Origin of the sequence: Kitasatospora phosalacinea (assembly GCF_000717185.1) — a bacterium.
GTDB lineage: Bacteria > Actinomycetota > Actinomycetes > Streptomycetales > Streptomycetaceae > Kitasatospora > Kitasatospora phosalacinea_A.
The window spans coordinates 44,256-54,768 of sequence record NZ_JNYE01000042.1 but is presented as its reverse complement, the minus strand read 5'-3'; the positions used below and the strand labels follow the sequence as shown (position 1 = coordinate 54,768).

Here is a 10,513-nt window from a genome sequence, read left to right as displayed (position 1 = left end):
GTGGCGGGGGTGGTGGCGGGCGGGGTGGGGTTGTTGCACGCGGCGCGGCAGCGGGTGCCGGTGCGGGGGCCGTCGGCGGCGGGGGGCGGGGCGTGGGAGAAGGTGACGGAGGGGCTGACGGCGGCGTTGGCGGCGAAGGACGAGGAGGCGTTCGTCAAGCCGTTCGCGGCGGGGGCGACGAAGGAGAAGCAGCGGCTGGTGTTCCGCAACCTGGTCAGGATCCCGTGGGAGACGGCGCGGTGGGAACCGGGCCTGACGATCGACGGGCAGCTGACGGTGGACTTCGTGCACCAGGTGAAGGGGGTGGACAACTTCCCGGTCACCGAGCAGTACGGGTGGAAGGTGCTGTCCGCCGCCTCGGGCCCGAGCCCGGATCCGGTGGCGGGCCCGCCGCCGGGGATAGACGAGGTGGTCACCGAGGTCGGCGGGGTGAAGGACAGTCAGGGCAAGGACGCCGGGTTCGGCTACTACCCGGCCCCGTGGGACGCGTACGACGAGTTGGCGGTGCGGGTCCGCGACCACCTGGTGGTGATGTCGGACAAGGGGCAGGCGGCCGAACTGGACCGGGACGCGGACGTCCTGGCGCGGGCGGCGGAGGACGACCTGGCGGCCTGGCGGGAGTACGCTCCGGCGCCGACGGGCGAGCGCCGGGGGGCGAGCGGGTTCTTCGTGGTGCTGGAGAAGGACCGGGACGTCTACAACAAGCTGTACCGGGGCGACGGGAAGCCGGACGACAGCCTGGAGGCGGGCGTCAACATGCCGATGCCGGCCGCGGACGGGTCGAAGGCGGGCGGCGGCGACCTGCTGGTCGGCGGCAGCCGGATCGTGATGGACACCACCGGCAGCCGCTTCACCGGCGACCAGTGGCGGGACGGCGTGACGGACATCGGCCGGCACGAGATGGCGCACGCGATCGTCGCCCCGCTGCTCACGACCTCGGGCGGCTTCGACGGGAAGGGGGGCCCGCACGACTGGGTCTCCGAGGGCTTCGCGGAGTACATGGCGCTGCGCGGCAAGGACTCGCTGGCCCGCGACGAGCTGGACGCGTACCTGAGGGGCATCCCCTTCGACGGCCAACTGCCGGGCGACAGCGGCGAGTTCTACGCCGACGACGCCGACCGGAGGACGGCGAACTACACGCTGGCCGGTGACGCGCTGCGGTTCATGGCGTCGAAGCACGGCGACGCGAAGGTGTTCGCGTTCGTGGCGGCGCAGTACGGGCAGCCCGGGGAGTACGAGCAGCAGGTCACCGCGGCGACCGGCCAGCCCCTGGGGCAGTTCCGGGCGGCCTGGGCGGCGCACGTCCGCGCGGCCGTGCCCGCCCGGCGCTGACCCCCGCCCGGCGCTGACCCCCGTCGCGGAGGGGCCGCCCGTCGCGGAGGGGCCGCCGGGAGGGGCCGCCCGGGAGGGGCCGTCAGGCCGGCGCGATCGCGTCCTCCGGCAGGATCGGCAGCCGCCCCACCGGCAGCCCGGTCGCGGCCCGGACGGCGGCCGCGACCGCGGCGGGGGCGACCACGGCGGGCACGGCGCTGACGGCCTTGGCGCCGAAGGGGGCGACGACGTCGCGCTCCTCCAGCAGGGCGGCGATCCGGACGTCGGGGGTGTCCAGGGCGGTGGGGAGCCGGTAGCCGGTGAGCGAGGCGTTGACGGGGACGCCGCCCTCGGTGCGCAGGTTCTCCAGCAGGGCGAGTCCGACGCCCTGGGCGACGGCGCCCTCGATCCGGTCCTCGATCTGCCGGGGGTTGAGGGCCCGGCCGACCTCCTGGGCGACCGTGACGTCGACGACCCGGACGGCGCCGAGTTCGATGTCGACGTCGACGACGGCGCGCATCGCGCAGAACGCGATGGAGACGAAGGCGTCGCCCTGGCCGGTCTCGGGGTCGAGCGGCTCGGTGGGGTGCGGGCGGCACTGGGCGGTGGCCCAGAGCTCGCGGCCCTCCAGGGCCTCGCTGACCGGCATGCCGAGCACGCCGTCGTACGAGGTGATCTTCCCGTCGTTGATGGTGAGCAGTTCGACGGACATGCCGAAGTCGGCGGCGATCGGCTGCAGCATCTGGTGGCGGACCATCAGCGCGGCCCGTTCGACCGCGCCGCCGGAGACCCAGGTGTGGCGGCTGCGGGCGGACGGGCCGGCCGCGGACTGGTCGGAGTCGACGGGCGCGATGTAGACCTCGCTGACGCCGAGCACGCTCTGCACGATCTGCCGGGCGAGGGTGGCGAAGCCCTGGCCGGAGTCGACGGCGGCGCAGATGACGGTGGCGTGGTCGCCGGAGACCCGGACGGTCGCGGTGGCGACCTCGTCCTCGCCCTCGGCGCCGAGCATGTGCACCATGCCGACGGCGTAGCCGATGCCGCGCCGCACCGCGGCGGGGTCGCCCGCGCCGCCGGGGCCGCCGGGCAGCAGCCAGTCGGCCTCGGGGTCGTCGAGCGGGAGGGCGGGCAGCGGGGTGGTGTCGAGCGCGTCGAGCAGGGCCCCGACGGGGGCGGGGCAGGTGACGGCCTGGCCGGTGGGCAGCGGGTCGCCGGTGGTCATGGCGTTGCGGCGGCGGATCTCCACCGGGTCGATGCCGAGCTGCTTGGCGAGCTGGTCGAGCTGCGACTCGTACGCGAAGCAGGCCTGTAGGGCGCCCTCGCCGCGCATCCGGCCGGCCGGCGGGTTGTTGGTGCGCACCGCCCAGGCGTCGACGAAGACGTTGGGGCAGGTGTAGGGGCCGACCGAGAAGGCGACGGCGGAGGCCAGCGCCTCGGCGGAGACGTCGGCGTAGGCGCCGCCGTCGAGCAGGACCTGCGCCTCGACCTTGACCAGCCGGCCGTCGGCGTCGGCGTGGTGCCGGTAACGCAGCAGGGCGGGGTGGCGGGTGGTGTGGGCCTGGAAGGACTCGGCGCGGGTGAGGGTCATCTTGACCGGTCGGCCGGTGCGCAGCGCGAGCAGGGCGAGGGTGACCTGGAAGGAGAGGTCCTCGCGGTCGGTGGTGGCGCCGGGGACGCCGGTGCCGACGAGGCGGACCCGGTCGGGGTCGATGCCCAGGCAGGCGGCGGTGCGGTCGCGGTCGCCGTGCGGGTCGGTGGAGGACAGGTGCAGTTCGACGCCGCCGTCGGGGCGGGGCACGGCGAGGCCGGCCTCGGCGCCGATCGGGGCCGGGTCCTGGCGGCCGACCTGGTAGAGGCCCTCGACGACGACCTCGCCGACCGCGTCGGGGTCGCCGGTGCGCAGCGGCAGGTGCCGCAGCAGGTTGCCGTCGGGGTGCAGCGGCGGGGCGTGGAAGGCGGCCTCGGGGTCGGTGACGGGCTCCAGCGGCTCGTACTCGACGAGGATCGCGGCGGCGGCGAGCCGGGCGGTGTCGGGGTGGTCGGCGGCGACGGCGGCGACGGGTTCGCCGTGGTGGCGCACGACGCCCGCGGCGAGCACCGGGCGGTCGGCGGTGACCTGCCCGGTGGGGGCGCCGTCGGGGGTGCCGTCCGGTCCGGCGGGCAGGTCGGCGGCGGTGACCACGGCGTGCACGCCGGGGATCGCGAGGGCGGGGGCGGTGTCCACCGAGAGGATCCGGGCGTGCGGGTGCGGGGAGCGCAGCACGGCGCCCCAGAGCAGGCCCTCGGCCCACAGGTCGGCGGCGTACGGGTAGATGCCGAGGGCCTTGGGGAGGGCGTCGGTGCGCAGCGGGGAGGTGCCGAGGCCGGTGGTGCCCGTCCCGGGGTCCGCGGGGGCGGGCGCCGGGAGCTCGGTCGCGGAGGTCATGCGTTCTCGTCCTCGGGGAGGCGGATGCCGTGGGCGGGGGTGGCGTCGTAGCCGGGGTACGGGGTGCCGTAGCCGTCCGTGCCGTAGCCGTCGGTGGCGTAGACGGTGCCGTCGTAGGGGCCCGCGTCCTGGTACGTGGTGGTGCCGAACGGGTCGGTGGCGGCGGGGGCGGGGGCGGGCTGCCAGTCGGCCGGGACGGGGGTGCCGTGCGGCGGGGTGGGCGGGTAGGCGTAGCCGCCGGTGCGCGGGGTCTCGCCCTGCGGCTGGGCGGGGATCAGCTGGTCGGCCTCGTGCCAGAGCTCGGAGTCGGCGTACAGCGGGAGCTCGGCGCCGTGGTCGGGCTGCGGCGGGGCCGCGGCGGGGGGTGCGGCGGCCGGGCCCGCGGCGGCGGCCTGCGCGGCGGCGTCGAGTTCGGCTTCGAGGGCGGCCTCGCGGGCGTCGGCGACGGCCTGGACGGCGGCGAGCGCGCCGCGGTAGCCGGTGCAGCGGCACAGGTTGCCGCACAGCGCCTGGCGGGCCTCGACCTCGCCGGGGCGGTGGTTGCGCTGCAGCAGGTCGTGCACGGCCATGGCGAGGCCGGGGGTGCAGTAGCCGCACTGGACGGCGCCGGAGTCGGCGAGCGCCTGCTGGACGTCGCTGGCGCCGCCCGCGCCGGACAGGCCCTCGACGGTGCCGATCTCGCTGTCGGCGGCGAGCGCGGCGGGCACCAGGCAGCCGTTGACCAGCTGCCCGTCGACCTGGACCGAGCAGGCCCCGCACTCGCCCTGCTCGCAGCCGTCCTTGGCGCCGGCCAGGCCGAGCCGCTCGCGCAGCACGTAGAGCAGGCTCTCGCCGATCCAGGCGTCGGTGACGGGCCGCTCCACGCCGTTGACGCGCAGCGTGTACGAGGCGGTGGGGCGCACGTCGCCGGTGGGCGCCCCGGGGTGGTTCAGCAGTTCGTCCGTCACTTCAGCGCCCTTCCCAGTGCCCTGCGGGCCAGCACCGCCACGGTACGTCGCAGCCGGGCCGCGGCCGAGCCCGACCCCTCTCCGTGCGCCCCGCCCTCGGGGACGCACGCCCCGGCCACGTACTCGCCGAAGGCGGCGAGCGCGGCGGGGTCGATCAGGACCGCGCCCTCGGCGCCGCGGGCGTCCCAGTCGATGCAGCCGGCCACCCAGTTCTCGGCCTCCAGCGGCCGCAGCGGGACGGGGGCGACGGCGCCGACGGCGCAGCGCACGCCGCGCCGGGCGGGGTCGAGGACGAGGGCGACGGAGGCGGTGGCGCGGGCCGGGCCGCTGCGGCCGGTGGACTTCAGGAACACCTGGGGGGCGTGCAGCAGCGGGACCCGCACCCAGGTGAGGAGTTCGCCGGGGCGCAGCGGGTCGAGGCCGGTGAGCAGGTGGCTGACCGGCACCTCGCGGACGCCGCCGGCCCGGGCGAGGGTGGCGGTGGCTTCGAGGGCGGCGAGCACCGGGAGGGTGTCGCCGGCCGGGGCCGCGGTGGCGATGTTGCCGCCGAGGGTGCCGACGTTGCGCACCTGCGGGGGCCCGGCGGTGCGGGCGGCGTCGGCGAGGGCGGGGATGAGCGCGGCGAAGTCGGGGCGGTCCATCCGGGCGTGGGTGAGTCCGGCGCCGAGGACGGCGGTGCCGCCGTCCTCGTAGCGCCAGCCGCGCAGTTCGGTGATCCGGCCGAGTCCGATCAGCGCGGCGGGCCGCAGCCGGCCGGCGTTGACGGCCTCCATCAGGTCGGTGGCGCCCGCCACCGGCACCGCCCCCGGGGTGACGGCCAGCGCTTCGACCGCCTCGTCGACCGAGGCCGGCAACATGATCGTCCGGTTCACCAGGTTCCCACCGTGCTCCATTTGCAGTGCGGCCTGCCGCCCGTAGGGTACGGGCGATCGGTGCGGGTTGGGCAACTCTGGCACACAAAGACCGCTGATCACTTCCCGGGTCGCGGACAGGTCCGAACAACTCGGGACAACTCCGGACGCGACCGCGATCAGGTCGTGGCCGAGGTGATCGGTTGTTCACCCGGTCATGACGATCGGGCCTCGCCCGGAGTTCCCTCCTGCTGACGCTCCGTCACGGAGTCCGCGGGCTCACGGGGCGGTGCCCTCGCCGGACGGCCCGGGCGGGCCGTCCAGCGGGCGGCCGACGATGCCGGGCTTGCGCTGCCAGGGGCGCGGACCCTCCGGGTGGCGGTACTCGATGCCGAGCGCGTCCAGCCGCGGGTAGTGGGCGGCCATCCGGCGCTCGAAGCCGGCCCAGTCGCGCTCGGCCGGGTCGCGCGGCAGGTCGGACCAGGCGACCTCGGCGAACGCGGCCAGCCGCGGGAACGCCTTGTAGTCGACGTCGCGCCCGCTGTACATGAACTCGGTCCAGAGGTTCGCCTGGGTGCCGATGACGTGCGCGGCGGCGGCCGCGTCGAGCTGCGGCGGGACGGGCTCGAAGCGGTAGACGTCCTCCAGGGTGCGCACCCAGCCGACCGGGACCGGCTCGTCCTCGCCGTCGGCCTGCCGGTGGTCGAGGTAGACGTGCTGCTCGGGGCACATCACCACGTCGTGCCCGGCGTTCGCGGCGGCGATCCCGCCCTCGTAGCCGCGCCAGGAGGAGACGGCGGCGCCGGGGGCGAGGCCGCCCTCCAGGATCTCGTCCCAGCCGATCAGGCGGCGGCCGCGCGCGGCCAGCCAGCGGTCGAAGTGCCGGATGACGTGGCTCTGCAGTTCGAACTCGTCCTTGAGGCCGAGTTCGGCGATCCGGGCCTGCGCGGCGTCGGAGCGCTTCCACTGGTCCTTGGGGCACTCGTCGCCGCCGAGGTGCACGAAGGTCGAGGGGAAGACCTCCAGCAGCTCCTCCAGCACGTGCTCGTAGAAGCGCAGGGTGGCCTCGGAGGCGTTCAGGATGTTCTCGCTGACGCCCCAGTCGGTCCAGGTGCCGAGCGCGGCGGTGTCGACCACGTCGGTGTTGCCGAGCTCGGGGTACGCGGCGACGGCGGCCTGGTTGTGGCCGGGCAGGTCGATCTCGGGGACGACGGTGACGCCCCGGGCGGCCGCGTACGCGACGATCTCGCGCAGGTCGTCCTGGGTGTAGTGGCCGCCGTGCGGCTGGTCGTCGCGCCGCCCGCCCGCCCGGTAGCCGACCATCGAGCGCTCGCGCCAGCCGCCGACCTCGGTGAGCCTGGGGTAGCGCCTGACCTCGAACCGCCAGCCCTGGTCGTCGGTCAGGTGCAGGTGCAGGACGTTGAGCTTGTGCGCGGCGAGCTGGTCGACGAAGCGCAGCACCCCGGCCTTGGGCATGAAGTGCCGGGCGACGTCCAGCATGGCGCCGCGCCAGCCGAACCGGGGCGCGTCGTGGACCTCCACCGCGGGCACCGTCCAGCTCGCCCCGGGCAGCGGGGCGCTGCGGTACGCGGCGGGGCCGAGCAGCTGGCGCAGGGTCTGCGCGGCGTGCGCCAGGCCCGCGGCGCTGCCGCCGGTGAGCCGGACGGCGGCGGCGTCGGCGCTCAGCCGGTACTCCTCGGCGCCGAGCTCCGGGTCGAGGGCCAGCCGCAGGTCGCCGTCCTCGCCCGCGGGCGCCGGGTCGAGGTCGAAGCCGGTGGCGGCGGAGAGTTCGGCGCGCAGCCGGCGGGCGGGGGCCTCGGTGCCGGGGGCGGCGGCGATCCGGGAGCCGGCGTGCAGGACGAAGGGCGGGGCGCCGGTGCGGGCCTGGACGCGCAACGGGGCGGGGATGAGGTCCATGTGCCCCATCCTGCCCCGGACCGCCCCAACTGGCATAGACCAGTTGAGGGAGATTTCCGCAGGTCGCCCGCGGTCAGTCCTTCTTGTCGTCCCCGCCCTGGTTGTTCAGCCCGTCGAAGATCTCCTTGCACATCGGGCAGACCGGGTACTTCTTCGGGTCCCGCCCGGGCACCCAGACCTTGCCGCACAGCGCCACCACGGGGGACCCGGAGAGCGCGCTCTCCATGATCTTGTCCTTCTGGACGTAGTGGGCGAAGCGCTCGTGGTCGCCGTCCCCGTGCGAAGTCTGCGGGACGGGCTCGACCAGGGTGCCGGTGCCGAGACCGCGCTCGGGCTCAAGAGTGCTCATGGGTGCCAAGTCTATGGGGGCCGCCCGGAACCGGGCCACCACGGGAGGGCGGGCGGCCTCAGTTCAGCAGCGGGTCGTCGGGGTAGGTGGCGAGCATCGCCAGCGGGCCGCGCTGGCGGCGCAGCACCTCCCGCCAGAGCCGGTCGGGCCGGCTGCACGAGAGGTCACCCGCCTCGCAGTCGACCAGGTGCCAGGCGCCCTCGGCGATCTCGTCCTCCAGCTGCCCGGGCGACCAGCCCGAGTACCCGGCGAACACCCGCATCCCGCCGAGCACCCCGGCCAGCACCTCGGGCGGCGCCTCCAGGTCGACCAGGCCGATCGCGCCGTGCACCCGGCGCCAGCCGAGCGGGGCGTCGTGGTGGTCCTCGCCGGGGACGACGGCGACGGCGAGCGCGGAGTCCAGCGCGACCGGGCCGCCCTGGAACAGCACCGCCGGGTCGCCCGCCAGCGGCGCCCAGCCGTCCAGCACCGCGGCCACGTCCACCGGGGTGGGCCGGTTGAGGACCACGCCCAGCGCCCCCTGCGGGTCGTGGTCGAGCAGCAGGACCACCGACCTGGCGAAGTTCGGGTCGGTCAGCACGGGCGTCGCCACGAGCAGTCGCCCGGTGAGCGAGGGGGCCGCTTCCATGTCTGACATCATGCCCCGTACCGGCCTCCCCGGGACACCCGGCGGCCGTCCGCGCGGGCCACCCGTACGGACCAGCGGCGGTGCTGTGGAGCCGCTCCTACAGCATGATCACCATTAGGGCACACGGGAACCAATCGCCCACCCCCTACCATCTAGGGGTGGCGAGGGGCCCTTCCCCCGACTCCGCAGCCGAAAACCTCCTGCGCACCCGGATTGCGAGAACGATGACCGACGACGTCCTGCTGGTCCACGGCGGAAACCCGCTCGAAGGCGAGATCCAGATCCGCGGCGCCAAGAACCTGGTCCCCAAGGCCATGGTCGCCGCACTGCTCGGCCAGGGCCCCAGCAGACTGCGCAACGTGCCGGACATCCGGGACGTCAAGGTCGTCCGCGGCCTGCTGCAGCTGCACGGGGTCACCGTCCGCACCGGCGACGAGGACGGCGAGCTGATCCTCGACCCGTCGCACGTGGAGTCCGCCAACGTCGCGGACATCGACGCGCACGCCGGCTCCTCGCGGATCCCGATCCTGTTCTGCGGGCCGCTGCTGCACCGCCTGGGCCACGCGTTCATCCCGGGCCTGGGCGGCTGCGACATCGGCGGCCGGCCGGTCGACTTCCACTTCGAGGTGCTGCGCCAGTTCGGCGCGACCATCGAGAAGCACCCGCAGGGCACCTACCTGGTCGCCGCCCAGCGGCTGCGCGGCACCAAGATCGAGCTGCCCTACCCGTCGGTCGGCGCGACCGAGCAGGTGCTGCTGACCGCGGTCCTCGCCGAGGGCGTCACCGAGCTGCGCAACGCCGCGATCGAGCCGGAGATCGTCGACCTGATCTGCGTGCTGCAGAAGATGGGCGCGATCATCTCGCTGGGCACCGACCGCACCATCCTGGTCACCGGCGTGGACGAGCTCGACGGCTACACCCACCGGGCCCTGCCGGACCGCCTGGAGGCGGCGTCCTGGGCGTGCGCGGCGCTGGCCACCAAGGGCGACATCTACGTCCGCGGCGCCGAGCAGATCCCGATGATGACCTTCCTGAACACCTTCCGGAAGGTCGGCGGCGCCTACGAGATCGACGACGCGGGCATCCGCTTCTGGCACCCGGGCGGCGAGCTCAAGGCGATCGCCCTGGAGACCGACGTGCACCCGGGCTTCCAGACCGACTGGCAGCAGCCGCTGGTGGTGGCGCTGACCCAGGCCGCCGGCCTGTCCATCGTGCACGAGACGGTGTACGAGTCGCGGCTGGGCTTCACCGGGGCGCTGAACCAGATGGGCGCGCACATCCAGCTGTACAGCGAGTGCCTGGGCGGCACCCCGTGCCGGTTCGGGGCCCGCAACTTCAAGCACTCCGCGGTGGTCTCCGGCCCGTCCAAGCTGATGGGCGGCGAGCTGGTCATCCCCGACCTGCGCGGCGGCTTCTCGTACCTGATCGCGGCGCTGGCGGCCGAGGGCACCTCCACGGTGCACGGCATCGACCTGATCAACCGCGGCTACGAGAACTTCATGGACAAGCTGCGCGACCTGGGCGCGCACATCGAGCTGCCGTCGGCGGCCGAGACGGCCGAGGTCCAGCTGACCGCCTGAGCGCGGCCCGCGGAAAAGCCGGTGGCCGGCCTCCCCGAGGGGAGGCCGGCCACCGGTGCGTTCAGCTGCGGGGGGTCACTTGCCCTTGGCGGCTTCCTTCAGCTTCGAGCCGGCGCTCACCTTGACGCTGTAGCCCTCGGCGATCTGGATCGGCTCACCGGTCTGCGGGTTGCGGGCGGTGCGGGCGGCGCGCAGGGTGCGCTCGAAGGTCAGGAAACCGGGGATGGTGACCTTCTCGTCGCCCTTGGCGACGACCTCGCCGGTGATCTCGGCGAAGGCGGCCAGCACGGCGTCGGCGTCCTTGCGGGTCACCTCGGCGCGCTCGGCCAGCGCGGCCACCAGCTCACTGCGGTTCATGTGTACTCCTGTGGTCTGTTGCTCTGCCGTGCGCGGAGGCGTGGCCGGTCCGCGCGACGGTGTTCGTTCAGGCGAGGGGTGGTCAGGGGCCGGGCTCGCACCGCGAAGCGCCGCAAACTGCCCGCCTGGGTACGAATCCTGCCCCGAC

General features: G+C 74.9%; 9 protein-coding genes and 1 pseudogene. 2 read left to right on the top strand and 8 right to left on the bottom strand.

The features are described 5' to 3' along the window. On the bottom strand, positions 1-209 hold a 209-nt coding region (locus OO57_RS45710), incomplete at its 3' end, for a hypothetical protein (RefSeq protein WP_033253753.1). Here OO57_RS45710 and OO57_RS19110 point away from each other — a divergent pair. After that, the gene (locus OO57_RS19110; protein ID WP_033253752.1) at positions 199-1,332 is read left to right on the top strand and encodes a hypothetical protein; all 1,134 of its coding nucleotides are present in this window, start codon (positions 199-201) and stop codon (positions 1,330-1,332) included. The genes OO57_RS45710 and OO57_RS19110 overlap by 11 nt on opposite strands. Before the next feature lie 82 nt (positions 1,333-1,414). On the opposite strand, the gene OO57_RS19105 is transcribed toward OO57_RS19110, so the two are convergent. The 6 genes and pseudogenes from OO57_RS19105 to OO57_RS19080 form a co-directional block, all read right to left on the bottom strand. Beyond that, on the bottom strand, positions 1,415-3,736 hold the full coding sequence (locus OO57_RS19105; protein ID WP_033253751.1) for a xanthine dehydrogenase family protein molybdopterin-binding subunit: 2,322 nt from the start codon (positions 3,734-3,736) through the stop codon (positions 1,415-1,417). A 329-nt stretch (positions 3,737-4,065) separates the two neighbouring features. Then, positions 4,066-4,659, bottom strand: a pseudogene (locus OO57_RS45705) ((2Fe-2S)-binding protein); the annotation flags it as partial. A 20-nt stretch (positions 4,660-4,679) separates the two neighbouring features. Beyond that, positions 4,680-5,576 (bottom strand): FAD binding domain-containing protein, encoded by an 897-nt coding sequence (locus tag OO57_RS45700; RefSeq protein WP_033253750.1) that lies wholly within the window; start codon positions 5,574-5,576, stop codon positions 4,680-4,682. A 237-nt stretch (positions 5,577-5,813) separates the two neighbouring features. Beyond that, on the bottom strand, positions 5,814-7,451 hold the full coding sequence (locus OO57_RS19090) for a beta-N-acetylhexosaminidase (RefSeq protein WP_033253749.1): 1,638 nt from the start codon (positions 7,449-7,451) through the stop codon (positions 5,814-5,816). 73 nt (positions 7,452-7,524) lie between these two features. Then, complete coding sequence (locus OO57_RS19085; protein WP_033253748.1) at positions 7,525-7,800, bottom strand: DUF3039 domain-containing protein; 276 nt, start codon at positions 7,798-7,800, stop codon at positions 7,525-7,527. A 58-nt stretch (positions 7,801-7,858) separates the two neighbouring features. Then, on the bottom strand, positions 7,859-8,437 hold the full coding sequence (locus OO57_RS19080) for a YqgE/AlgH family protein (protein ID WP_033253759.1): 579 nt from the start codon (positions 8,435-8,437) through the stop codon (positions 7,859-7,861). A gap of 215 nt (positions 8,438-8,652) precedes the next feature. Here OO57_RS19080 and murA point away from each other — a divergent pair, with 215 nt between their 5' ends. Further along, positions 8,653-10,008: a UDP-N-acetylglucosamine 1-carboxyvinyltransferase gene (gene murA / locus OO57_RS19075; RefSeq protein WP_033253747.1), complete on the top strand. Its 1,356-nt coding sequence runs from the start codon at positions 8,653-8,655 to the stop codon at positions 10,006-10,008. A 75-nt stretch (positions 10,009-10,083) separates the two neighbouring features. Here murA and OO57_RS19070 read toward each other — a convergent pair whose 3' ends face one another. Continuing rightward, on the bottom strand, positions 10,084-10,365 hold the full coding sequence (locus OO57_RS19070) for an HU family DNA-binding protein (RefSeq protein ID WP_030459611.1): 282 nt from the start codon (positions 10,363-10,365) through the stop codon (positions 10,084-10,086). Positions 10,366-10,513 lie beyond the last annotated feature (148 nt).

What these genes read in the sequence shown, in the direction of transcription:
- OO57_RS19085 (WP_033253748.1), bottom strand. Translation starts at nt 7,800, where the DNA reads ATGAGCACTCTTGAGCCCGAGCGCGGTCTCGGCACCGGCACCCTGGTC.
- OO57_RS19105 (WP_033253751.1), bottom strand. Translation starts at nt 3,736, where the DNA reads ATGACCTCCGCGACCGAGCTCCCGGCGCCCGCCCCCGCGGACCCCGGG.
- OO57_RS45700 (WP_033253750.1), bottom strand. Translation starts at nt 5,576, where the DNA reads ATGGAGCACGGTGGGAACCTGGTGAACCGGACGATCATGTTGCCGGCC.
- murA (WP_033253747.1), top strand. Translation starts at nt 8,653, where the DNA reads ATGACCGACGACGTCCTGCTGGTCCACGGCGGAAACCCGCTCGAAGGC.
- OO57_RS19080 (WP_033253759.1), bottom strand. Translation starts at nt 8,437, where the DNA reads ATGTCAGACATGGAAGCGGCCCCCTCGCTCACCGGGCGACTGCTCGTG.
- OO57_RS19070 (WP_030459611.1), bottom strand. Translation starts at nt 10,365, where the DNA reads ATGAACCGCAGTGAGCTGGTGGCCGCGCTGGCCGAGCGCGCCGAGGTG.
- OO57_RS19090 (WP_033253749.1), bottom strand. Translation starts at nt 7,451, where the DNA reads ATGGACCTCATCCCCGCCCCGTTGCGCGTCCAGGCCCGCACCGGCGCC.